At 65.0% G+C, this 22,709-nt stretch carries 19 protein-coding genes, 1 tRNA gene, 1 pseudogene and 1 other annotated feature; of the genes and pseudogenes, 16 read left to right on the plus strand and 5 right to left on the minus strand.

Features of this window, described 5'->3' with window-relative positions:
• Positions 1-61 precede the first annotated feature (61 nt).
• From LR393_RS27535 to LR393_RS27565, 8 genes and pseudogenes are all read left to right on the plus strand, one after another.
• Positions 62-135, plus strand: a tRNA-Ile gene (locus LR393_RS27535).
• Positions 136-434: 299 nt separating this feature from the next.
• Entirely contained in the window at positions 435-875 is a 441-nt protein-coding gene (locus LR393_RS27540; RefSeq protein WP_231487802.1) for a hypothetical protein, read from the plus strand.
• A gap of 359 nt (positions 876-1,234) precedes the next feature.
• Positions 1,235-3,820, plus strand: a complete 2,586-nt coding sequence (locus LR393_RS27545; protein WP_231487803.1) for a polymorphic toxin-type HINT domain-containing protein — start codon at positions 1,235-1,237, stop codon at positions 3,818-3,820.
• Between the two features lie 1,182 nt (positions 3,821-5,002).
• Positions 5,003-5,449, plus strand: a complete 447-nt coding sequence (locus tag LR393_RS37245; protein WP_407937365.1) for a barstar family protein — start codon at positions 5,003-5,005, stop codon at positions 5,447-5,449.
• The gene (locus LR393_RS27550; protein WP_231487804.1) at positions 5,446-5,910 is read left to right on the plus strand and encodes a barstar family protein; all 465 of its coding nucleotides are present in this window, start codon (positions 5,446-5,448) and stop codon (positions 5,908-5,910) included. Before LR393_RS37245 ends, LR393_RS27550 begins: the two co-directional genes overlap by 4 nt.
• A gap of 425 nt (positions 5,911-6,335) precedes the next feature.
• A protein-coding gene (locus LR393_RS27555; RefSeq protein ID WP_231487805.1) for an IS3 family transposase occupies positions 6,336-7,537 on the plus strand; the annotation gives its coding sequence in 2 pieces (ribosomal slippage) (positions 6,336-6,594 and positions 6,594-7,537; 1,203 coding nt in all).
• A gap of 79 nt (positions 7,538-7,616) precedes the next feature.
• Positions 7,617-8,867 (plus strand): annotated as a pseudogene (locus LR393_RS27560) (IS3 family transposase); the annotation flags it as partial.
• Positions 7,898-8,029, plus strand: a sequence feature (AL1L pseudoknot). Its footprint overlaps the pseudogene before it by 132 nt.
• 526 nt (positions 8,868-9,393) lie before the next feature.
• Positions 9,394-10,104, plus strand: coding sequence for a sigma-70 family RNA polymerase sigma factor (locus tag LR393_RS27565; protein WP_231487806.1), 711 nt, complete (start codon positions 9,394-9,396; stop codon positions 10,102-10,104).
• Between the two features lie 329 nt (positions 10,105-10,433).
• Here LR393_RS27565 and LR393_RS27570 read toward each other — a convergent pair whose 3' ends face one another.
• Both LR393_RS27570 and LR393_RS27575 read right to left on the minus strand, forming a co-directional pair.
• Positions 10,434-10,883 carry a response regulator gene (locus LR393_RS27570; RefSeq protein WP_231487807.1) on the minus strand — a complete coding sequence of 150 codons (450 nt, stop codon included), beginning with the start codon at positions 10,881-10,883 and terminating at the stop codon, positions 10,434-10,436.
• A 156-nt stretch (positions 10,884-11,039) separates the two neighbouring features.
• On the minus strand, positions 11,040-11,282 hold the full coding sequence (locus LR393_RS27575; protein WP_231487808.1) for a Smr/MutS family protein: 243 nt from the start codon (positions 11,280-11,282) through the stop codon (positions 11,040-11,042).
• A gap of 457 nt (positions 11,283-11,739) precedes the next feature.
• Between LR393_RS27575 and LR393_RS27580 the strand changes: the two genes are divergently transcribed.
• The 7 genes from LR393_RS27580 to LR393_RS27610 all read left to right on the plus strand — a co-directional run bounded on the left by LR393_RS27580 (position 11,740) and on the right by LR393_RS27610 (position 19,738).
• Positions 11,740-13,305, plus strand: coding sequence for an ABC transporter substrate-binding protein (locus LR393_RS27580; protein WP_231487809.1), 1,566 nt, complete (start codon positions 11,740-11,742; stop codon positions 13,303-13,305).
• A 2-nt stretch (positions 13,306-13,307) separates the two neighbouring features.
• Positions 13,308-14,963 carry an ATP-binding cassette domain-containing protein gene (locus LR393_RS27585; RefSeq protein ID WP_231487810.1) on the plus strand — a complete coding sequence of 552 codons (1,656 nt, stop codon included), beginning with the start codon at positions 13,308-13,310 and terminating at the stop codon, positions 14,961-14,963.
• A complete protein-coding gene (locus LR393_RS27590; RefSeq protein WP_231487811.1) occupies positions 14,947-15,828 on the plus strand; it encodes an ABC transporter permease in 882 nt (293 codons plus the stop codon). Before LR393_RS27585 ends, LR393_RS27590 begins: the two co-directional genes overlap by 17 nt.
• A 2-nt stretch (positions 15,829-15,830) precedes the next feature.
• Entirely contained in the window at positions 15,831-16,826 is a 996-nt protein-coding gene (locus LR393_RS27595; protein WP_231487812.1) for an ABC transporter permease, read from the plus strand.
• Between the two features lie 12 nt (positions 16,827-16,838).
• Positions 16,839-17,501, plus strand: coding sequence for a cysteine hydrolase family protein (locus LR393_RS27600; RefSeq protein ID WP_231487813.1), 663 nt, complete (start codon positions 16,839-16,841; stop codon positions 17,499-17,501).
• Positions 17,498-18,079, plus strand: a complete 582-nt coding sequence (locus tag LR393_RS27605) for a cysteine hydrolase family protein (protein ID WP_231487814.1) — start codon at positions 17,498-17,500, stop codon at positions 18,077-18,079. The genes LR393_RS27600 and LR393_RS27605 overlap by 4 nt, the downstream gene beginning before the upstream one ends.
• A gap of 456 nt (positions 18,080-18,535) precedes the next feature.
• Positions 18,536-19,738 carry an MFS transporter gene (locus LR393_RS27610; RefSeq protein WP_231487815.1) on the plus strand — a complete coding sequence of 401 codons (1,203 nt, stop codon included), beginning with the start codon at positions 18,536-18,538 and terminating at the stop codon, positions 19,736-19,738.
• A gap of 188 nt (positions 19,739-19,926) precedes the next feature.
• On the opposite strand, the gene LR393_RS27615 is transcribed toward LR393_RS27610, so the two are convergent.
• From LR393_RS27615 to LR393_RS27625, 3 genes are all read right to left on the minus strand, one after another.
• Positions 19,927-20,541 carry a TetR/AcrR family transcriptional regulator gene (locus LR393_RS27615; RefSeq protein WP_231487816.1) on the minus strand — a complete coding sequence of 205 codons (615 nt, stop codon included), beginning with the start codon at positions 20,539-20,541 and terminating at the stop codon, positions 19,927-19,929.
• A 52-nt stretch (positions 20,542-20,593) separates the two neighbouring features.
• Entirely contained in the window at positions 20,594-21,004 is a 411-nt protein-coding gene (locus tag LR393_RS27620) for a nuclear transport factor 2 family protein (RefSeq protein ID WP_269327978.1), read from the minus strand.
• Between the two features lie 355 nt (positions 21,005-21,359).
• A complete protein-coding gene (locus LR393_RS27625; protein ID WP_231487818.1) occupies positions 21,360-21,545 on the minus strand; it encodes a hypothetical protein in 186 nt (61 codons plus the stop codon).
• Between LR393_RS27625 and LR393_RS37250 the strand changes: the two genes are divergently transcribed.
• Complete coding sequence (locus LR393_RS37250) at positions 21,475-22,641, plus strand: fibronectin type III domain-containing protein (protein WP_407937366.1); 1,167 nt, start codon at positions 21,475-21,477, stop codon at positions 22,639-22,641. The two genes, LR393_RS27625 and LR393_RS37250, sit on opposite strands and share 71 nt — an antisense overlap.
• Positions 22,642-22,709 lie beyond the last annotated feature (68 nt).

A 22,709-nucleotide genomic window follows, 5' to 3' on the forward strand; every position in this document is an offset into this window, starting at 1 on the left:
CCGGTAATCTTGCCTGCGGCACCCCCGGGTGCTGCCTGCCCACAGTGACGTGGTGCAGGGCGGGCCAGTAGCTCAATAGGTTAGAGCAGCGGACTCATAATCCGTAGGTCGCGGGTTCGAACCCCGCCTGGCCCACCTTGTTTTGCGCTCGAAATAGCCTTTGACCTGCGGTTTCGAGAGTCCTTGCTCCAGGGTTCCTCGGAGGCTGACTTCGGGGATCCACGGCTGTCGCCCCTAATGAGCCCCCAGGTTCGAGCGATCGCAAGGTACGTAGACAGACGAGTACCCGGCAGAGATCGAGCGAACCCTTCACGCGATCCGGCACAGAGCAGTAGCCCAATCGAGCGTGCCGGAGTACAAAGATCTTGGATCTGCCATTGGGCGGGCAACACGCTGGCATCAGCACGATTTTCTGACACACGGTTAGGAAACCGATGAGGGTACGGTCCAATGTGACTCAACCGCCCGGTACTCGCCCGCACATCCTCGACCTGGAGCAGCTCCGCTTCGCGTTGAACAGCGTGGTCGATCTGGCTGCTGCTCGCTTCGGCACGACGATCGATGTTGATCAGGTATTGGAGTACAACGACTACTACTGGCAACTTCCCACTGACATCGCCTACGCCATGCACGCCGATCCCGGTCTGTACGTGAACGTCGGCCAAATCAGCGATGACCTCGAAGAACTGGCCGAGATGCTCGACGAACCCGATGAGCAAGTGCTGTGGCATTCACTGGAGCACCTGACAGGGTTGCTGCGTCTGCTGGCCTTTCTGGAGAACCCCCGACCGGGGCGCGAGCGACCTCCGGGCCAGGTCTCGCCGCTCCCCGACATCACCGACCCGAAGCCGGCGCACAACCCGCACGTGCCTTGACCGCTTCCCTATCAGGCGATTGACGGACGGGACTGCTCACCACGAAGGACGCGCGCGGCAAGGTTCTCGCTTACAGCTACGACAAGCTCGGGCGCCAGACTTTTCTGCGCAAGGGCACCAGCGACGGCAGAGAACTCGCCGAGTGGCAGTACGACTCCGTCGCAACCAACGGCGTCGGTCGCCTGGCCAAATCGATTCGCTACGAGTATGACTCGGCCGGAACCGCCTCCGCGTACACGACCTCGATCGGCTCGTACAACGTGGACGGCCAGCCCCTCAGCAGCACCCTGACCCTGCCGTCCACCGAGACAGGGTTGTGTGTGTCGGGTGCCACGAACAAGTGCGCCTACACCCAGCAGATGCTGTACCGGCCCAACGGCCAGATCAGCAAGGTTTCCGTGCCCGCAGCCGCTGACCTGCCGCAGGAAACCCTGACCACCACCTACTACGAGCGGGGCCACACCGGCGGCTTCAGCGGCGCCCTGACCGGAGCCGGAAGCCAGGTCTACGTTCAGGACGTCGTGTACAACCAGTTCGATCAGGTCCTGCGCAAGGGACTGGGCGAGTACGGCAACCGCGTCACCCAGTCCTACCGGTTCGACGAACCGACCGGACGTCTGACCAAGTACTTCGCACTGCCCGACAACAAGACCTACGTGTACAACCAGACGTACACGTACACCGACTCCGGCAACGTCACCTCGATCAAAGACGCTCCCGAAGGCGGACAACCGTCAGAAACCCAGTGCTTCACCTACGACTACCGTCAGCGCCTGAGCGAAGCCTGGACCCCGACATCCCTGTCGTGCACAGCCGCCCCCAACAAGGCCGCCCTGGGCGGGCCCGCCCCGTACTGGCGCTCTTATACCTACGACGCGGCCGGCAACCGTAAGAGCGAAACCGCGCACGCCACCACGGACACCACCCGCACCTACACCTACCCGGCCTCTGGCGGAGCCCCGGGCAGCGCTCCGCACGCCGTCACCAGCGTGGCCAGCGTCACCGGCACCGCCGCGGCAGTCACCCAGAAGTACGCGTACGACGAAGCAGGCAACATGACCTGCCGGCCTACCGGGGCCACGGCTAACACCTGCCCGTCCACCGGCACGAAAGACGCCGCCGGACAGGCCCTGACCTGGACGGACGAAGGCAGCCAGAGCACCGCGACAGATAAGAGCGGCACCACCAGCTACGTCTACGACGCCGACGGCAACCGCCTGATCCGTCGCGACCCCACCGGCACGACCGTCTACCTGACCGGTGGACAGGAAGTGCGCAAACCGACCAGCGGCACCGCCACCGCTACCCGCTACTACAGCCACGACGGCGAAAACGTTGCCGTGCGAACCAAAGCGGGTCTGAATTGGCTCTTGAACGACCACCACGGCACCAGTACCGCGTTCGTGGCCGCCGTCGGTCTCGTGGCCACCCGCCGGCGCATGCTGCCCTTCGGAGAAGACCGCGGCACCGCGCCGGCCTCCTGGCCCGGGGACAAGGGATTCCTGGGAGGAACCAAGGACAACACCGGCCTGACTCACCTGGGTGCGCGCGAGTACGACCCGAAACTTGGCCGGTTCGTCTCGGTGGACCCGGTCATGGACCTGACAAAACCTGACCAGTGGAACGGGTACTCGTACGCGAACGACAATCCCGTCACTCTCGCCGACCCCTCCGGCCTGAATCCGTGCACGTCGGACGACGGCCCGGACTGCATGGTCGGGGGTGACGGGAAGGCGACCTCGCGCAAGGAGCACAACAAGAAGAAGAAAGAGGCCAATGGGCACGCCTCGACTTCGAGTAACTCCACCGGTACCTCGTCCGGTTCTTCCAGCCGAGGAACATCCCACGTGTGGTGGTACGGGCCGCCCAAGGCCCCCATCGACATCGCACCGGCCCTGCCGGTGGTCGAGAAGGAACACCATTCCGGGTTCTGGGGCACCACGTGGAAATACACGAAGGTCGTCGCCGGCGAGGTCACCGGATTCAATGACGCGAAGAACTGCCTCATGGAAGGTGACGTGGCCGGGTGCACCATGACCGGGATCACGCTGTTCCCACCCGCCCGGATCGTCAAATTGGGAGCCAAAGGTGCGAAAGCTGGATGGAAGGGAGCCCGTTTCCTTCAGAAGGGTGCAAAGGCTGCTAACGCGGGAGACGAGGCCGGCGCCGCGACGAAAGGTCTGTCGAAGTGCCTGAACAGTTTCGCCGGACCAACTCTCGTTCTGATGGCCGACGGGACCAGCAAGCCGATCAAGGATGTCGAAATCGGTGACAAGGTCCTGGCCACAGATCCTGCGACGGGTGAATCGGGTGCCCGCACCGTGACCGCGGTCATGGTTCACCAGGACACCGAACTCACCGACCTGTCCATCCGTGATGAGTCCGGTAAGACAGCCGTCGTTCACACCACCCAGGAACACCCCTTCTGGAATGCGGGGGACAGGCAGTGGACGGACGCCCGCGACCTGAAGGCCGGAGACCAGCTGACCCCGACCACGGGGGCACTCCCTGAGGTTATGCAGGTCAGAGTCTTCGACGGCTCTGCAACGATGTACAACCTCACCGTCGCAGACATTCACACGTACTATGTCCTGACGGGAGCCACGCCGGTCCTCGTCCATAACTGCGGGACCGGGAACGTTTCGGACAAGATCATGAAGGATCACATTCTTCCTCGCCACGACGCAGATCACGCAGATGCGTGGAAGTGGGCCGAGAAATCCAAGTTTGAAGACTGGGTCGCGCCGGATCACATTCGCAACTGGGCGAAGCTGGCGATGAGGAAGCCGATGGATAATATGAACGTCGGCACCGGTTCCGCGCACCGGCACGTCCTGGATATCAAGAGTCGGTACCCGATTGGATATGACGCGGATGGGAATGATCTGTATTCAGTGGCGGTGTGGGTCCGCAATGGCGCGGTGGAAAGTGTTCATCCATACTGAGGTGCTGTGATGATCAATATGCAAATTCGCTCTGAAGGGGGTGAGATCGTGACGCGCGGGTCTACTCCAGGTATTCGCTGGTCGGACGCCCTAGCGCAAATCGATCGAGAGAAATTCCCCTGCCTCGCTGGACTGCTCCCATATGCGGACACTATGTTCAATGGGCGACAGGTAGAAAGGCTTAGGATGGAGGTGGAGAGCCAATCTGTGCGCGACATCCTTGGCGAAGAAAATGCATCGGAGATCGAGACGCTTTGTCGGAGGGTCGAAAATAGCTCACACCTCTATCTATGGTTCCTAGGGGATTAAGGGGGAATGGATTTTATGCGACTTTCGCGGGGTCGCCTTTAGCTGAATTGCAGAGTGCGACCGCCGTCGCGTGCGGTTGTCCTATCGGATGGTCAGCGATAGAAGTGGGTACAGTTTCGACGAGATGGTTGGGTTCGCGTACGGGCACACGGGTGGGGGAGACCCGGCAACGGGGACGCCCGTCCTCCGCGGAAGTTGAGACGACGCTTCGGCAGGCTGGTTCGCGCCAGTTGGCTGGGCAGAACTCGTCAAAGTTTGACCACTATGGTGTCCGCGTAATTGTCAACTGGGATATGTCGTGGGGTCCACGTCTTACTACCCTGGCAGGTGAATAAATGAATACAAGCGAAAGAGGTGAATGGCTCGGATGCTTCCTTACGGACACGGATATCCGTCGGCTGAAGGGCGTATCAGTTTCAGTTACCCCCGGAGCGGACTTTAGGGCTGGTTGAGCTGCTGGAAAACTGACGCAATCACGTTTTCAGGATTGAGGCGGAGATTGGGCTACCCGATTCCGATAGGACGGTGTGGGGTGTCTATGACTTGATTGCCGCCCTCGCACTCAGGAGCTTCATCTATCTCGGCATGAAAAACACCGAATCAGATTTCCTTGTGGGATTCAGGCGCGCGCTCGATGATGTTGACTCCAGGTTTAGGCAATTCACTGAAATTGATAAATCTGAAATTGTTAGTTGTCTCGATGGCGGGAAGCGATCGAATGGCGAATGGTGGTGGGATCGAGTTCCCCGAATTGGCACGATCCGTCGAGAGGCCGAGCGAATCAGATAGTCATGGTGACTCGATTGCGTCTGTTGAAAGGAAGAGAATCCGAGGGCGGGCCCTAGGAGTAATGCCACTTAAATGTCTGACGCGATGCGAGTTTCTCCACAGCCCCTGTTTGACCTGTTACCGCTGCGGCCTCACCTGATCGCTCCAGAGCACGTGGAAGCGGTGAACGGACGTTTCGCGGATGAGGGATTCAGGATCGTTACCGTACGAGCTGACAGCCAGCATGTCCGCACAGTGGATGATCTCCTCGGAGAAATATCCAAAGCATTGGGATTGTCAACAGAAGGACCTGTCAACTGGCCTGCCTTCAACGATTGGCTAGGAGACCTCTTAGTTGATGAGGGGAAACCCCTAGTAATAGTCGTCCACGGTCTTGACGCCATACTCCGCAGGAATGTCCAAGCATATCTACAATGCGTGCATGGCCTGCTCGGTATGACCGAGGCGTATCGATCGCCTGAATACCCCGAGCTCGCGCAACTCGAGTACGTATTTCCAGGGGCATGGGCCAAGTTCGGAGGGAAGGCATGATCTTCAAAAGATTTGTCGGTCCTGACTGGGTTCAGGTCGAATCGCTCATCCCTCAACTGGAGGCGCGACCATATCTGTGTGACGACGATGATCGCCAAAAAATTAGCGAGAAGCTCTCAAATTTAGGATTCATTGTTGCTCACGTTGAAATCGAGAGTGATACATCCTTCACGGAGGAGATTCTTCTCCGCAAGGTGGCGGAGGCCCTACACTGGCCAGAAGCATCAGGAACCAACTGGAATTCGCATTGCTCTTTGCTTTACCAGACGCTTACCCAATGGGAAGAACCACCAATCGCAGTGCTGATTCAGGGGATGGATGGCATCCTGCGCCGCGACATTCATGCCTTTACGCGAAGCATCCACCTACTTGAAGCGTCCACACATGCGGTTAGGCTGTCTGTCGAACACGCCGCCAGGCAGTTCCTGTACGTCTTCTCTGGAAACTGGTCTCCTGCCTGAGTTGCTGCAGCGGGCCAAGGCGAGCATCCCGAACGCTTCACCACCAGCCAGACCCTGCCCAAGGCCTTCAACCGCCCGACCGGGCCTGGATCAACCGACCTGACCTGCAGGCCGAAACGCCGGCCGTCTAACACCCGCTGGTCCCGGCTTCTTGGCACCTACCGCTTCTGCATCAGGCCCGATCATGTTGTCTAGCCCTACCTCGTCTCAAAGACATACGGCCCCAATACGCCCCCAAGGGCAGGATGCAGTGGACGTCATCCCCGCATCCTGCCAGCTCAGAGCCAACAATCCGGCTGCCAAAGCAGCGGACTCATAATCCGTAGGCCGCGGGTTCGAACCCCGCCTGGCCCACAGCGAGAGTGAGCTGCCCCGTTCCCTCGGAGTCCGGACCCAATAGGGTCGAATCCGAAGGAGAGGTGCTCGTGTCACGTAAGCGGTCGAGTTTCACCAGTGAGTTCAAGGATGAATTGGTGAAACTGTATCTGGATCAACAAGGCAAGAAAACGGTCTCGCAGGTTGCCCGGGAAAACGGTGTCCAGCCGGAGACTCTGCGGAACTGGGTGAAAGTATACGAGAAAGCGCATCCAGCAGAGGAAGAACCGCTGTCGATCTCGGAACGGGCGCGCCTTCGTGAGCTGGAACGCGAAGTGCGGGAACTGCGGCTGGAGCGTGAGTTCCTGGGAAAAGCCGCGGCCTTCTTCGCGAAGGAGTACCGGTAAGCGACCGGTACGCGTTCCTTGACGCGCAGAGGGCCAGCGTTGACGAGTCCGGTGCCCCTCGGTATGCGGTCGCCGCGATGTGCCGATGGCTGGGAGTTTCGGAATCTGGCTACTATGAGTGGGCTTCGAGGCCTCAGTCGCCGACCGCTGGCCGGCGTGAGCGCCTGGCAGCCCTGATCGGCGTGACCTTCACCGAGTTCGAGGGCCGTTACGGCTACCGGCGTATCCACGAGGCGCTGATCCGACGCGGGCACCTGTGCGGCCCTGAACTGGTGCGTTCACTGATGCGGGAACTAGACCTGGTGCCCTGCCAGCCACGATGTTCACGACGCGGAACAACCCGCCAGGCAGAGAAATTCGCTGACATCCCCGATCTGGTCAACCGTGACTTCAGCGCCGACGTGCCGGGCCAGAAACTGGTCGGGGACATCACCTACGTGCGGACCTGGGAAGGCTGGCTCTACGTTGCCCTGGTGATCGGGTGCTGCACCCGCAAGATCGTCGGCTGGGCCATGGACGACAACTACAAGACCCCGCTCATCCAGGCCGCCGTCGCCATGGCAGCCCGAAGTCTTAATCTTCCACCGGGCGCGGTCTTTCATTCGGATCGCGGCTCGAATTACACATCTGACGACTTCGCCGCCACCCTGGGAAATCTCGGATTGAAACAATCCGTGGGCCGCACCGGGATCTGCTACGACAACTCCCTGGCCGAATCAACCAACGGCGCCCTGAAAGTCGAACTCGTTAACCGAGAGGAATACCCGACCCGCGCCTACGCCACGAAGGAAATTGCCAGATACATCGAACTCTTCTTCAATACCCGAAGGTTCCACTCCTACCTGGGGTATCAAACACCACAAGAAGCCATGGACGAGTACTACGCGGCCGACAGAGCAGCCTGAAACCCAATATCAGGGACTCCGGAAAACGCGCGGCAGCTCACTGGCGGAGGCTCTGTGAACCAGCAAGGAGACGGGATTAGTGGCTGCTCCGCGAAAGTACGATGATGAGACCCGTGCCCGGGCCGTTCGGATAGTCGAGAACCGCATCTGAGACTATAAAGACACGCAGGTCGGCGCCCGCCGGCACGTAGGTGAACTGCTGGGCATCAACCCGGCAACGCTGCGGAACCGGGCCGAGAAGGATGAGATCGATGCATGTCAGCGCCCCGGAACGCTCACTGAGGTGAATGAGGAGCTGGCGGCGTTGCGACGGGAGAATGCCGAGCTGAAACGGGCGAACGAGATCCTCAAGGCTGCTTCAGCATTTTTCGCGGCGGCGGAGCTCGACCGCCGCCTCAGATGATCATCGCCTACATCGATGAGCACAAGGACCGCTTCGGGATCGAGCCGATCTGCCGCCTGCTGAGTCAGCACGGCATCCAGATCGCCCCGAGCACCTATCACGCGCGCCGCACCGAACCGGTGATCGAGGCGGAACTGGGCGGCGCCTACGCGGTCAACACGCTGCTGGACCTGCACCGGGCCAACCGCGGCGTTCACGGGAGTCGCACAGGCTGGCACGCCCTGCGCCGGGCCGGCCACGTGGTCGGCCGTGACCAGGTCGCCCGGCTGATGCGGATCGCCGGAGTCGAAGGGATCCGCCGCGGAAAGCACCACACAATCACCACACAAGGGACGAGAAAGCGCCCCGAAACCCAGATCTCATCGACCGGCAGTGGGATGCGCCCACGGCCCCGGATCAGTGGTGGGTCTCGGATTTCATTTATGTATGGACGCTGGCCGGGTTCGTTTACGTATCTTTCGTGACCGACGTCTACTCCCGCCGGATCCTCGGCTGGAGAGCCTCCACCAGCAAGACCACTTCCCTGGTTCTCTCCGCCTGGACCAGATCCTGTTCACCCGCAGGAGGACAAACATCCGTTTCGCCCCAACATGTTTGGTCCATCACGGCGACGCCGGCAGCCAATACACGTCGCTGACGATCTCCGAGGCCCTCACTGTCGCCGGAATCGCCGGCTCGATCGGATCGGTTGGCGATGCCCTGGGCCACGCACTGATGGAATTAACGATCGGCCTGTTCAAGACCGAACTCATCCACCGGCAGCGGTCCTGGACCGGCCGGGCCGAGGTCGAACGGGAGACCGCTTCCTGGATCTACTGGTTCAACACCAGCCGCCTGTGCTCCTCGATCGGGCACCTACCGCCGGTCGAGTTCGAACAGCATCACCATGACACGATGACCAAAGCAGCCTCGATACCTGAGCTTGCCTTAACCGAGCCTCCATCAGATCCAGGACGCTTCACCACTGTCGCAACCGCACCGGCCACGGACCGGCGAATCTCGCCACCATCCGCGGATCATCAACACACTCCGCGCCACCAGCCACGAAAGCATCCCGCTGGCCGACGAGCCCACCTACTTCCACCCGCCGCCCTACGCCTCCACAGACCGCTCACATAAGGGATAACCAGCCGGTATGTCATAGACCCGGGCAGAGTGGTACCGACCGGTTCGAATGCCGTCGTATGACCGGTGAGGATGCGCGATGACGAGGCCGTGCGCCCCCGGCGGCATGGCAGTCATCAGGTGCATCCACCGGCAATCCTCGCCACCGGTGCGTTTCATCTTGACGTTGCCGATCCGGCGAATACCCTACGTGGAGTCAAGTTTGGGCATGCCCAGTCCGTTACCTGAATTGGTTCAGAACGAGCCCACACATCAGGAACTCGACTTCTCGTAGCGGCCGTCAATTTCTCACCTGCCGGTGTGACGGCGCCCAGGAAAGGTTTTTTGCGTGCTTGATCAGCATCACGCGGTCGAACCTGTCCTCTCTACCGGAACCGTAGATCCCGCTCGTCCTGCCCATCTCGGTCATGTGCAGGAAAAGGGATCTCGGCCCCGGCCGACTTCCGACCAGGAAGCGGCACTCTCCCTGGAAAGCCTTCTGCTGCAGATGAGCCGAGGAAGCGCGCCGGCGTTCGAAATTTTCCATCGCCGCACCAGGAAGACCGTGATCCGTCTGGCTCGAACAGTGCTGCGGGACTGGCACCAGGCCGAAGAGGTCGCACAAGAGGTCATGCTCGAGCTGTGGCGTCACGCCGACGGCTTCGATCCCGCCAAGGGCAGTGCCGAAGGGTGGATCACTGTCATCACGCGCAGGCGAGCCGTGGACCGGGTGCGGAGTAGTGAAAGATCACGCACGCGAGAACACAGGACCGTGACTGGTCTTGACCTCATTGACGATGAGTTCGAGGAGGCTGTCCTGAACCGCCTCCAAAGTGATCTCGACGCCGCAAGGCTCCGGCGATGCCTTGACCAACACCTTTCCCCGATCCAGCGGGACACCATCAAGCTGGCCTATTTCGGCAACCATTCCTACGCCCGCGTAGCATCTTTGATGAAGCTTCCTCTTGGCACTATCAAGACGCGTATCCGGGACGGGCTGATTCACTTGCGAAACTGTCGAGCATGCTCACTGGGTGACCTCTCCGAGTGCCACGACTGAAGGCGCATGCTCCGCGTACCCAGACCCGACGGTGTCACCGTGTTCGGGGCCGTCCGGGGATTTCGAACCCTTCCGGGCGGCGCGACGCCAGGGAGATGCGTGTGCCGATTCCCGCCGATCCGGTCGTCACCGGGAACCACCACGAAGAGTCTTGCTGGGCAACGCCGCCTGGGCGGGGCTGCTCAGTCCCACCGCGGATGAGAAGGGCCGCGCAGTGATCTGGATCGGGGACGCTGTGGGCGTCTTCTGCGCTGGTGGGTCGGCCGGTGCCTTCGGGGTCGCGCTCCACCGGCTGCGCCGGGAACCGGCAACTCATCCTGGGCCGGCGGTTACCGGCTGGGGGTGGGTGGGTCGGTGGATGGGTCGATGTTCAGGTAGTTGACCCCGAGATGGTGGGCGACCTCGATGAATTTGTAGTAACTGACCGGCTTCTGGACGAAGCCGTTCGCATTCAGGTGGCAGCTTTCCAGGACGTCGCGGTCTTCGATGGAGTCGCTGAGGATGATTACCGGGAGTGCCTGGGTGGTGGGGACTGCTCGCAGTCGGCGCAATGCTTCGAGGCCGCCCATGCGGGGCATGTTGATGTCCATCAGCACGATCGAGGGCAGCAGCGGCTCGTGATCATCGGAAGGCAGGAGTAGATCGAGGGCCTGGGTGCCGTCGTGGACGACGATGATGTTGTTCGTAATGCCGTTCTTCCGGAACGCCCCCACCGTCAGTTCGACGTCAGTAGGGCTGTTGTCCACCAGGAGGATTGGCCTCTTGTGTGTGTCCTCCACCGCTATGACCCCCCCCGTGTCCTGCACCTAGGTATCAGCAGTAGATGCACGACGAGGCTAAATCAGGCTGCGTGAAACTGGGGGAGGCGCGCCTGTGGCCGCGCGGGGCGCCCTGTCGGCGGCGAGCTCACGATGAGGCAGACAGCGTTCACTTATTCACAGGCGCACGATGATCTTGCCGTCGTTCCCCGGAGCCAGCTCGTAGCTGGCATACAACTTCCGCACCTGAGGCTGCTTCAAGAACGTAATCACCCGCTGCCGCAGCTTCCCGCTGCCCTTGCCGGGAATGATCTCCACCGCCGTCTGCCCGGTGGCGGCGGCCCGGACGATGAATGTCCGAAGCGCGGTGTCGATGTCCCGGTTGCTCCGGAAGATCGGGTGCAGGTCCAGCGACAGCATGGTCAGCCTTTCGCGTCGGATTGACGGGTTTGAGGGTATCCGATGAGCGTCGTGGCTGGTCTGTGCGGCAATGGCTTTCGCTGGTGGCGGTCTGGTTCGGGCAATGGCACTGCTCATGGGCAGAGGGCGGCGCGGTCGGTTCATGTGTGGGTGAGGGGCTGCGTCGATGTGTACACCTGGTACATCCGGTACCGGATGCACCAGGTGTACACATCGCGCGCCTGTCTCTCCGAAGGTAGCTCCGTGGGGGCGCGACTCGACGCCCGTCGTAGGAGCTGGTCCTGCGACAGAGGTGTGAGCTGCCCCCAGCCCTTTGTGATGCGGAGCACATTTCGATGATCTTGTCGAGAAACCCCCAGGTAACGACCACTGTCGCTCCTCGTAACTATCAAGCGATAGCTAATAGACCCACACCGTCCAGCCGTCCCGAGAAAGCACAGGCCCCATGCCTCATCGGATGCGCTTCACCGCTCTCACAGCAGGCCTCGCGGTCACTGCCCTGGCCCTGACCGCCTGCTCCGGAAGCACCCCGGGCACGACCAGCACCGGTAGCTCGGACACAACCCTCAACCTCGCCTTCCTCGGCGCGATCTCCACACCCGACCCGGACTCGGCCTACGACGGCTACGAGCTCAACCTCGTGAACAGCGCCTACGAGGGACTGCTCGACTACCGGCCCGGTCAGGCCGAACCGAAGCTCGTGGGCCGGCTCGCCACCGAGTGGGAGGCCAACGCCGGCAACACCGAGTTCACCTTCACCCTGCGCGAGGGCGTGACCTTCCACGACGGCACCCCCTTCAACGCCGACGCGGTCAAGGCCAGCTTCGACCGCCGGGTCGACGTCGACGCCGGCCCCGCCTACATGGTCAAGGGCGTGAAAGACGTCAAGATCGACGGCGACTACAAGGTCACCGTCACGCTGAAGAGCGCCAACTCCAGCTTCCTCGACCTGCTCGCCTCACCGTTCGGGCCGAAGATGATCAGCCCGGCCGCGCTGAAGGAACACCCGTGGAAGGGCGAGGACGACAACTGGTTCGCCACCCACGACGCGGGCACCGGGCCGTACACGTACACCGGCTTCGACCCGGGCGTCTCGTACGACCTGAAGACTTACACCCAGTACTGGGGTGATGAACCCGGCTACCAGGACGTCCACTTCGACGTCGTCTCGAACATGTCGACCGTGCAGCTCCAGCTCAAGAAGGGCGAGGTGGACGGGCTGATCGGGTACACCGACAGCTCCTCGTTCAGCTCCCTGAAGAAGGTCGGGAACCTCGAGGCCTACGCCTTCCCGAGCATGCAGACGCCGACGCTGTTCGTGAACCCAAAGAGCCCCGAACTCGGCGACGATACCACCCGCAAGGAGTTCGTCGGCGGCATCGACTTCCCCGAGCTGACGAAGCTGGCGCTCGGCGACACCGGAACCTCCACCACCCAGGTCTTCCCGCAGAACCTGCTGCCGGAGTCCGTGAACCAGCAGAAGATCAGCTACGACGAGGGTGCGCTCGCCGATCTGGCCGGGGGTGCTCTCCAGGGTAAGACCATTTCGTGCGGGTACGCCGAGAGCAGCTCGTCCGGCCAGGCGCTGTGCGACAACCTGACGGCGATGCTGAATAAGGCCGGGGTGAAGGCCGACAGCACGGGATACGCCGCCGGCACCTACTACTCGGGTCTGGCCAAGGGCGCCGGCGCTCCCGACGTCACGTTCTTCTCAGGCTTCCCCGACACCGCCAGCCCGGATGCCTGGGGCATCGTCTTCTACACGCCTGACGGTGGTCTCGACCTCTTCGGTGCGAGTGTTCCCGGTCTGGCCGACAAGCTGGCCGAGGCCGCGACGAAGGACGACGACGCGCTGTACGGCGACGCCGCGTCGATGGTCAGTGAGTCGGCCTACTGGTACTCGGTGGCGAACAGCCTGGGCACGGCTGTCTTCCAGAAAGACGTCACCGGCGTCGAGGCGTCCTGGAACCCGGTCATTACCGGTGTGCTGCAGCTGGCGTCCCTGAGCCCGTCGGGAGACTGACCATGACCGCCGCCCTGTCTGTCGCCAGCCTCAGCGTCAACTACACCCGTACGACCGCGGTCGATGACGTCTCCTTCACCATCGAGCCGGGGCAATGTTTCGGCCTGGTGGGGGAGTCCGGCTCCGGCAAGAGCACCATCGGGCTCGCGGTACAGGGGCTGCTGACGGACCTGCGCGGCGTCACCACCCACGGCACGGTGACCGTCGCGGGCACTCCGCTCGACCCGTCGAAGGAGACGGGATGGCGGGGCGTCCGCGGTCACCGGGTCACCACCGTCTTCCAGGACCCGATGTCGTCGCTCGACCCGACCATGACGATCGGGAGGCTGCTCGGCTTGGTTGCCGGGAGCACGGCGGAGAGCACCCGGTGGCTGGAAGAGGTGGAGATCCGCGAACCGGCCACCGTGCTGCGCAGTTACCCGCATCAGCTCTCGGGCGGCATGCGTCAGCGGGTGATGATCGCCTTGGCCCTGGCTCGACGGCCTTCACTGCTGATTGCGGACGAGCCGACCACGGCTCTCGATGTCAGCGTCCAGGCGCAGATCCTCAAGCTGCTGAGTCGTGAGCGCGAACAGCTCGGCTGCGGAGTCCTGTTCATCACGCACGACCTGGGCGTCGCCCGGGCCGTCTGTGACGAGGTGGCCGTGCTCCGGGAGGGGAAGATCGTCGAGCACGGCAGCACCGCCGTCACGCTCGAGAATCCGCAGAACCCCTACACGCAGCGGCTGGTCGCCTCGCGGCTCACCCTGCATTCCGATCGGGGACGCCCGGTGGGGCTTCCCGAGGCCACGGTCGTCGCGTCGATGGCCGAGGCCCGAGGGATCCAGGACGCGGATCTGGAACGTCAGTGGACCGAGGGCAGTTTGCGGTGGAGCGATTTCAGGGCAGAGGACGAGGGTGGCCCGCGGGCGGGCGCACCGGCCCTCGAGCTGGCCAAGGTGAAGAAGTCCTTCTCCACCGGAGGCTTCGGCCGGCGCCACCGCAAAGACGTGCTGCACGACGTGAACCTGAGGGTGGGGACGCGCGAGAGCGTCGCCCTGGTGGGGGAGAGCGGTTCGGGGAAGTCCACGATCCTGCGGATCGCGGCCGGTCTCGAACAGCCCGACACCGGCGACGTCGTGGTCGACCGGCGTCGCGGCGAGGGAGTTCAGGTCATCTTCCAGGACGCGGGTGCATCCCTGACCCCGTGGCTCACCGTGCGCTCGCTGCTGATGGAGCGGCTCGGGAACACCGTCACCGGAGCCGGTCTCGACCGGTCCCAGCGCGAGGCGCACCTCCGGACAGCATTGGAACGTGTCGCCCTGCCGGCCTCGGTGCTCGACGCGAAACCGGCCGGACTGTCGGGCGGTCAGCGGCAACGGGTGGCGATCGCCCGGGCCGTGGTGGTGCCTCCGTCGCTCCTGCTGTGCGACGAGCCGACCAGCGCACTCGACGTGAGCCTGGCCTGCTCGGTGCTCAACCTGCTCAACCTTCTGCGGCACGACCTGGGACTGCCCATGCTCTTCGTCACCCACGACCTGGCCGCGGCCCGGGTGATCGCCGACCGCGTCGTCGTGATCAGCCAGGGCGCGATCGTCGAGAGCGTTCCCTCGGACGATCTCGGCGCCGCCATCACCAGCGACTACGGTCGGAGGTTGCTCGATGCCGTCCTCAGCTGAAACCGACGCCTCCGGCCCGGCGGCGACCACCTCGTCCTCTGCCGGTGCACCGCGGGCCCGCCGCAAGGTGACCCCGGAGACCGTGGCGCTCGCCGCTCTCGTGATCGTCGTCCTGCTGGCGCTCCTCGGTCCGCTGCTCTCGCCCTACGCGACCGACGTACCCTCCGGCACCCCCTATCTGGCGCCGTTCTCGGGCGGGCACTGGCTCGGTACCGACAACCTCGGCTTCGACGTGCTCACCCGGGTGCTGGCCGGAACCCGCATCAGCCTGTTCGCGGCGCTCGTCGTGACCGGGGGCAGCGCCCTGTTGGGCCTGCTCATCGGCGCCGTCGCCGGTTTTGTCGGTGGCTGGGTGGATAGTCTCCTCATGCGGATCACCGACCTGTTCCTGGCCTTCCCGGCCACGATCGTCGCGATGGCCATCGTGGCGGCGCTCGGGCCCAGTCTGCGCAGCTCGATGATCGGTATCGCGATCGTCTGGTGGCCGCTGTACGCCCGCATCGCCCGCGGTGAGATCCGCCGGGCCGCAGGCAGTCTGCATGTCGAGGCGGCACGCATGAGCGGTACGCACGGTGCCCGGCTGATGCTGCGGCACACGGTTCCCACCGTGATGCCGACCGTGCTTGTCACCGCCAGTCTCGACATCGGCGGCGTCATCATGACTCTCGCGGCCCTGGCCTTCATCGGGCTGGGCTCACCGGCGCCCTCGCCGGAGCTGGGGCTGATGTCCAGCGCCGGCATGCAGTACCTGCTCGACTCCTGGTGGATCCCGGTGTTCCCGGCGGTCGCGGTGGGTCTCCTGTCGCTGATCTTCAACTACCTCGGCGACGGGCTTCGGTCCGTCCTGCGGGCGAGAGGAGCCTGATCATGCTGCGTTTCACCCTGAGCCGGATCGGTTCGCTGGTGATCGTGCTGTTCGCGCTGTCGGTGCTGATCTTCGTGGTCAGCCGGTTCGGCGGCGGAGACCCGGTGCACGCCTACGTCGGGGGCAACGCATCGCCCGACGCGATCGCGGCGGCCCGCACCCGGCTCGGTCTCGACCAGCCCGTCGTGGTGCAGTACTGGGACTACCTGACCCGTCTGCTGCAGGGCGATCTCGGGCTCAGCCTGAGCACCAAACGCCCGGTGGCCGACGAGCTCAGCAGCCGTCTGCCGGCCACGCTCGAACTGGCCGTCGTCACGGTGATCCTGTCGATCGTCATCGGTCTGGTTCTGGCCCGGGCCTATTCGCTGCGCGGGCGGGCCGGGGGCATCATCCGGTTCGTGCTCTTCAGCGCGGCCAGTGCCCCGGCATTCCTGATCGCCACCTGTGGTCTGCTGCTGTTCTTCGGGCAGCTAGGCTGGCTGCCGGTCGCGGGCCGCACGTCGTACGGGGCGAGCAGCGGGCTGAGCGGCTTCTACGTGCTCGACGGGCTGCTCACCGGCAACATCCTGTACGCGTTCGACGCGCTGAAACACCTGATCCTGCCGGCCACCGCGGCCAGTCTGGGGCCGGGCGTCGCTCTGGCCCGGGTGCTGGCCGACGGTCTCGACACCAGCCTGCGGTCCGGTTATGCCCGCACCGCAAGGTCTCTGGGCGAGACCGAGTCGCAGCTGCTGCGGCGACACGGGCTGCGCAACGCGGCCGGTCCGGTCCTGAGCCTGCTCGGGGTGCAGATCGGGATGATGCTGTCCAGCCTGGTGGTGGTCGAGCAGATCTTCTCCTGGAACGGTCTGGGCCAGTACCTGGTCACAGCCATCAACGCCGCCGACACCAACTCCGTCGCCACGATCAGCTTGCTGCTGGGCGCGGTGTACGTCGTCGTCAACACGCTCGTCGACCTGGGGCTCGCGGTGCTCGATCCGCGCGTGCGCCTCAGCTGAGAAAGGAAACCCGTGTCAGACACTCCGCTACAGGTGACCGACTGGACACCCGCCGACGACCTCAAGCCCGTGGGCAACATCGTTCTCGTGGTGGTCGACATCCAGGGTGGTGGGCTCGAGAACCCCTACCCGGGCAACAACCCGGCGCTGACCTACATGCCGGGCCGCGAGGTGCGTAACCCCAAGGCCGTCGAGCTGGTCAACGCGTTCCGGGCCCGGCAGGTGCCGGTGATCTTCATCCAGGAGGTGCACAAGCCGAGCCTGGTCGACATCGGGCGCGAACTCGACGGTTCCGAGGGGCCGCACTGCATCGAGGGTGAGCAGCGCACGGAGCTCCACCCGGGCCTGGAACCGCGTCCGGAAGAGTACCTGATTCGCAAACGCCGCTACTCGGCCTTCTTCGGTACCGAGCTCGACCTGCTGCTGCGTGGGTACAAGGCCGAGACGGTGATCCTCATCGGTGGCATGACCGACGTCTGCATCCACTACACGGCGGTCGACGCGCACCAGCTCGACTACCACTTCCGCACGGTCAGCGACCTCGTCGTCGGCTCGGGCCAGGAACTGCACGACGCCGCGCTGCGCGCCATGAAGTACCTGCAGCGTGACTCGCTCGTGAGCAGCGTCGCGGTCTACGACTGGCTGGAGACCGTCCCGATCAAGGAGACCGCATGAACATCAGTGGCAAGACCGCTCTCGTCGTCGTCGACTTCCAGGGTGGCGACCTTTCCGGCCCGGCCGCGGCCTACGGCCGTGGGCAGCTGGTGAAGGCCCAGACGATGGTCGCCGAGTGCCGGGCCCAGGGGGTGCCGGTGGTCTGGATCCAGGAGGTGCACAAGTCCCACCTCACCGACATCGGCCGTGAGCTCGACGGTTCCGAGGGGCCGCACTGCATCGAGGGCAACCCGGGCACCGAGATCGCGACCGGTCTGGGGCCGGTGGGCGAAGAGTTCCACATCCGCAAGCGGCGGTACTCCTCGTTCTTCGCCACCGAGCTCGACATCGTGCTGAAGTCGTACGGCGTCGAAAACCTCATCCTCATAGGTGGGTTCACCGATATCTGCATCCTCTACACCTCGGTCGACGCCCACCAGCGCGACTTCCACATCCGGGTCGCCACCGACCTGACCGCCGGTTCGAGTGTCCAGGCCCACGACGACGCCCTGAAAATGATCAACTACCTCCAGCGCGATGCCCTGGTCACGTCCGACGAGGTCATGAGCTGGCTGGGCGAGCTGGCGCCAGTGGCGTGAAAACGAGTTGGGCACCGCGGCGGCGTCGGTGGTCTGAGCCCCGGGGGCCTTGGTGGTCCGGGGCTCGGGTGGCGTGGTGCCGGGGATCTGGTGTGCCGCAGTGATCCGGGCGCTTGTGACCTGAGGTCTGGAGCGCTGCGTTGGTCAGGGTTCTGTGGTGCTGTGGTGCTGTGGTGCTGTGGTGCTGTGGTGCTGTGGTGCTGTGGTGCTGTGGTGCTCGAGTGTTGTGGTGCCCGAGTGCTGTGGTGGCCTGCTGTCCGGCGGGCTGCCGTGGCGTGGGACGTGGCGGTCCGGGGCGACGCTTTGCGGGTCGGAGGTCGAGGTGGCGGGGAGATGGCCTGGTCCTGGCGACGGGAGGTCGTTGTGGCCCCGATCGGGGGCCCTTCGGGACTTGGGCCGGGTGGCTCGGGGCCGGGGTAATATCCTTGGAGTGAGAGCACAATGAGCCGTAACCAGGTGAGACCGCCTGGCCTGTACGGGCTCCCGGCATCGTTCTGGGCGCTCTGGGCGGTCACCCTGGTGCTGGCGGTCGGGCACTTCGTCGCTCCCTTGATGTCGGCCTGGCTCAGTCGCGACCGAGGGCTCGATGCGGCCACGATCGGGTTGGTCGTGGCCGCCTTCGGGGGTGGCGGGATCGTGGCCAGTCTCTGCGGTGGTTACCTGGCCGACCGGTTCGGGGGTGTGCGGGTGGTGGTCGCCGGGCAGCTCGCGTCGGCGGGGTTGCTGGTGGCGCTGGCGCAGCCGGTCTCCACGGGGACGCTGGCCGGGTTGCTGTTCGCCTACGGGGCCACGTCGCTGCTGCCGGGGCCGGCGCTCAGCTCGCTCATCGGGAGGCTGGTTCCGCCGGCCCTGCGGGAACGGGCCTACTCGCTGCGGATGTGGGCGATCAACTGTGGTTACGCGATCGGCCCGGCCTTCGCCGGCTGGCTGTCGACGTACTCGTTCGCGCTGGTGTTCTACCTGGAGGCCGTGCTGCTGCTGGCGGTGCTGCTCGTGATGGTGCCGTTGCTGCGCTCGACCGTCGCCACCGCGGTGGCGACGCCGACCCTGGTGCACGCCTTTGCGAAAGTTCGCCACGACGGCGTGCTCTGGGCGTTCACCGCGATCATGACGCTGTACCTCACCGTGTACCTCCAGGGCACGGCCACCCTGCCGATCGTCATGACCGACGACGGCTTCTCCGTGCCGGCCTACAGCACCTTGCTCACGATCAACGGGGCGCTGCTGTGCTTGCTGCAGATCCCGATGATCCGGGTGGTGGAGCGTCTGCCCAAGACCCTGGTGATGGGCAGCGGGGTAGCTCTGACCGCCGTCGGCTACCTGGTGCAGGTCTTCGCGACCCAGTGGTGGCACTGGGCCCTGGCGGTCGTGCTCTGGACCGTCGGCGAACTGGGCATCTTCCCGGTGGCCTCGACGGTGATCGCCGACATCGCCCCTCGCTCCCTGGAAGCCACGTACCAGGGTGTCCACGGCCTCTGCTGGCCGGTGGGACGGGTGCTGGCGGCCGGGCTCGGTGGCCTGGCGCTGGCCCGGTTCGGCGCCGCCAGTCTCTGGTGGAGCTGCGTGGCGGCCCTGTGTATCACGGTGCTGGCCCTGCTGGTGAGCCGCCGGGCCCGCGAGAAACGCGAGACTCTCGGCAGGGCAGCAGCAATCGGCTAGACCCATCATTTCGTCCGTGATCAGGCCAAGGTTGCCCGGGAAAGTGGGGGAACCTCCCGGCCGAAGGCCGGGGGATCGTATGATCATGGAAAAGGAGGTGGCGGCCCCAGCGTCGGGGTCAGCGGGCCAGGGACAGGTCGTTGGGCTTCGTGCGCGGGCTTGGCCGTGCGCCGGCTATTGCGGCGTAGCTACCGGACGACGGCCAGCACGGCGTCGCGGACGGCGGGGGCCAGGCGGTCGGCGTCGAGATGGGGGTCATGCACCCGCCGCAGGATGATGCCTTCGACCAGGCTGAAGACCACCTCGGTCAGGGTGCCGAGATCGGTTTCGGTGCGGCCGTTCTCAGTCAGAGCCTCGCCGACCAGGGTGCGGTAGACCAGGAACAGCTCGTGCGAGTGGGCGGCCATCCCGGCGGCCAGGCCCTCGCGGCGCACCTCCGGCAGGTAGCCGAGCAGGGCGACGTTCCAGGAGCCGGTGCAGAGCATGCGCACGTCGAACTCGACGAGTTGACCCAGCCGGTCGCCGGCGGTCAGGGCCTTGTCGGCGTGCAGGGCCTCGAAACGCTCCACGGTGGGGCGGAACGTCTGAAGTTCCACCTCGATGAGGATGTCGGCCTTCACCGCGAAATGCGAATACAAAGAGGGCTGCTTGATGCCGACGCGGTCGGCGATGTCGCGCGTGGTGGTGGCGGCGTAGCCGCGGGTGCTGAAGAGCTCGGTCGCGGCCTCGACGATGCGCTGGCGGGCCGAACTACGGGGGTGGCTCTCGGACCGCTCGGCCGGGGCGTCCACGGTCTCGGACATTCACCCAGTCTGCCCGGTATGGGGTCCGAAATCCAGTGTCGGCACTACGGAATCACTCGCCCCAGCCAGCCGGTGCGGCGATGCTCTCGCCGAACACGGTGTTGTAGTACTCGCGGTGTTCCTCGCACAGGCCCTCGTCGGTGAAACGGAGCACGAGACATCCGGGAAAAGTCACCAGGTCGTTCGGGGCAGCCGGGTTCCAGGCCGGATCGCGCAGGGTGGCCCACATTTCGACGAAGGTGCGCCGGCCCTGGCTGATCGGGGTGCCGAACCGCAGATCGAGCTCGGAGAAGGTGTCGGTGGCGCGCTTCCAGTGGGCGGCAATCTCGTCGTGCCCGCGGTGCGGCGCCTTCGTGGGGGAGTAGTAGTACGCGGCGCCGGGGGTGAACAGTTTCACGACGTTCGCGGAACTCCTCGCGCGCCAGGCAGAAGCGTATCTCTCGATCCATTCCGTGCGGTTCATGGGGTCATGCAATCACCCGTATGTAACAGGCTCTGGTCCGGGTGGGTGACGATGCGCCGGGAAGGGTCGTCACTCTCACGGCCTCATTACACAGAGTATATCTCTGTGTACGCTCAGGTAACTCGCTCACCCCGGTTCAATCCGGGCGCACCAGTTGGCAGGAGCCCACCCTCATGCGTTCTTCACGCGGAACACTGGCCTCAGCGGCCGCGGCGGCAGTTCTGGTCGCCACGTTCGCGGTCGGCACCCACGCGCCGTCTCCCGGTGCCGTCCACCTGACGACGGGCAGTACTGCCGGTCAGGGCGAAGACATCGCCGTTCCAGTGGCTTTCATTTCCCAGAAGAGCGCCACCAGTCAAAGCAGCGGATTCTTCTCCGATCTCATCGACGCCTTCCAGAAGGCCATGGAGCAGGCGGCCGCCAACGCCGCCGCCCAGGCCGCCGCGCAGCTTCCGGCCCAGGTGACCGGCGTGACCGCGGTCGCGGGGGATTCCCGGGTCAACCTGACCTGGACCGCGCCGTCCTCGAAGAAGGCCATCACCGGCTACACGATCACCTACAGCGCTCCGGGCCAGGCGGCCCGCACGACGAAGGTCACCGGCACCACGGGTTCCCTGACGGGCCTCAGCAACGGCACCGCGTACTCCATCACCGTCACGGCGACCAGCTCGGCCGGCAGCGGCCCGGCGTCGTCCGCCGTCACGTCGACCCCGTCCACCGTGGCCGCGGCCCCGTCCGGGCTCTCGGCCTCTCCCGGTGACGCCCGGTTCGCGGCGAGCTGGAGCGCGCCGACCCAGACCGGCGGCGCCCCGATCACCGGGTACGTGCTCACGGCGACCCCGGGCACCGGGGCTGACGTCGTCCGTAAGGTCGACGCCACCACCGCCACGGTGACCGGCCTGACCAACGGGATCACCTACCGGGTCCGCGTCGCGGCGGTCAACGCCGCGGGCACCGGCTCCACCTCTTCCTCGGTGACGGTCACGCCGCTGACGGTGGCGCAGGCGCCGTCGAGCCTGGCGGTCGACTCGGGCGACGGTTCGTTCACCGCCACCTGGAACGCCCCGGCCGAGACCGGCGGAGCGCCGGTGACCGGTTACGCGCTGACGTACGTCACGCCGTCCGGTGCCCCGGTCGTGCAGCCGGTCAGCGGCACCCGGGCGGTCGTGTCCGGCTTGAGCAACGGTGTCGCGTACAAGGTCTCGGTCGCCGCGATCACCGCGGCCGGCACCGGGGCCAGCTCGGCCGGGGCCTCGGCCCTGCCGCAGGCCCCGGCCCCCGTGGCCCCGGAGGTCACCCCGGCGGCTCCGACCCCTGCGGCCACCCCCGCGGCCACCCCCGCGGCCACCCCGACCCCGGCGGCTCCGACCGTAGCTCCGACCGTGGACCCGACCCCTGCAGCCACCCCTGCAGCCACCCCTGCAGCCACCCCTGCAGCCACCCCTGCAGCCACCCCCCCCCCCGCCGCCCCCACCCCGGACCCCACCCCCCCCACCCCCCCCCCCCCCCCACCCCCCCCCCCCCCCCCACACCCCCCCCCCGACCACCCGACCCCCCGCGCGGAACCGGCGGCGCGTAGTCGGGGTTGTCCTGGCGGGCCTCCAGGCCGAACCGCCCACCCGCGAGCGCCGCGATGACCAGCACCACGAGCAGCACGACCCGCCGCATCGGGGTGCGGGAACCCGAACCACCACGCTGGGGACCG

Origin of the sequence: Kineosporia mesophila, assembly GCF_021129235.1 — a bacterium.
Classification (GTDB): Bacteria; Actinomycetota; Actinomycetes; order Actinomycetales; family Kineosporiaceae; genus Kineosporia; species Kineosporia mesophila.

What these genes read in the sequence shown, in the direction of transcription:
- LR393_RS27540 (WP_231487802.1), top strand. Translation starts at nt 435, where the DNA reads ATGAGGGTACGGTCCAATGTGACTCAACCGCCCGGTACTCGCCCGCAC.
- LR393_RS27545 (WP_231487803.1), top strand. Translation starts at nt 1,235, where the DNA reads ATGCTGTACCGGCCCAACGGCCAGATCAGCAAGGTTTCCGTGCCCGCA.
- LR393_RS37245 (WP_407937365.1), top strand. Translation starts at nt 5,003, where the DNA reads ATGCGAGTTTCTCCACAGCCCCTGTTTGACCTGTTACCGCTGCGGCCT.
- LR393_RS27550 (WP_231487804.1), top strand. Translation starts at nt 5,446, where the DNA reads ATGATCTTCAAAAGATTTGTCGGTCCTGACTGGGTTCAGGTCGAATCG.
- LR393_RS27575 (WP_231487808.1), bottom strand. Translation starts at nt 11,282, where the DNA reads ATGCTGTCGCTGGACCTGCACCCGATCTTCCGGAGCAACCGGGACATC.
- LR393_RS27580 (WP_231487809.1), top strand. Translation starts at nt 11,740, where the DNA reads ATGCGCTTCACCGCTCTCACAGCAGGCCTCGCGGTCACTGCCCTGGCC.
- LR393_RS27585 (WP_231487810.1), top strand. Translation starts at nt 13,308, where the DNA reads ATGACCGCCGCCCTGTCTGTCGCCAGCCTCAGCGTCAACTACACCCGT.
- LR393_RS27590 (WP_231487811.1), top strand. Translation starts at nt 14,947, where the DNA reads ATGCCGTCCTCAGCTGAAACCGACGCCTCCGGCCCGGCGGCGACCACC.
- LR393_RS27595 (WP_231487812.1), top strand. Translation starts at nt 15,831, where the DNA reads ATGCTGCGTTTCACCCTGAGCCGGATCGGTTCGCTGGTGATCGTGCTG.
- LR393_RS27605 (WP_231487814.1), top strand. Translation starts at nt 17,498, where the DNA reads ATGAACATCAGTGGCAAGACCGCTCTCGTCGTCGTCGACTTCCAGGGT.
- LR393_RS27615 (WP_231487816.1), bottom strand. Translation starts at nt 20,541, where the DNA reads ATGTCCGAGACCGTGGACGCCCCGGCCGAGCGGTCCGAGAGCCACCCC.
- LR393_RS27620 (WP_269327978.1), bottom strand. Translation starts at nt 21,004, where the DNA reads ATGAACCGCACGGAATGGATCGAGAGATACGCTTCTGCCTGGCGCGCG.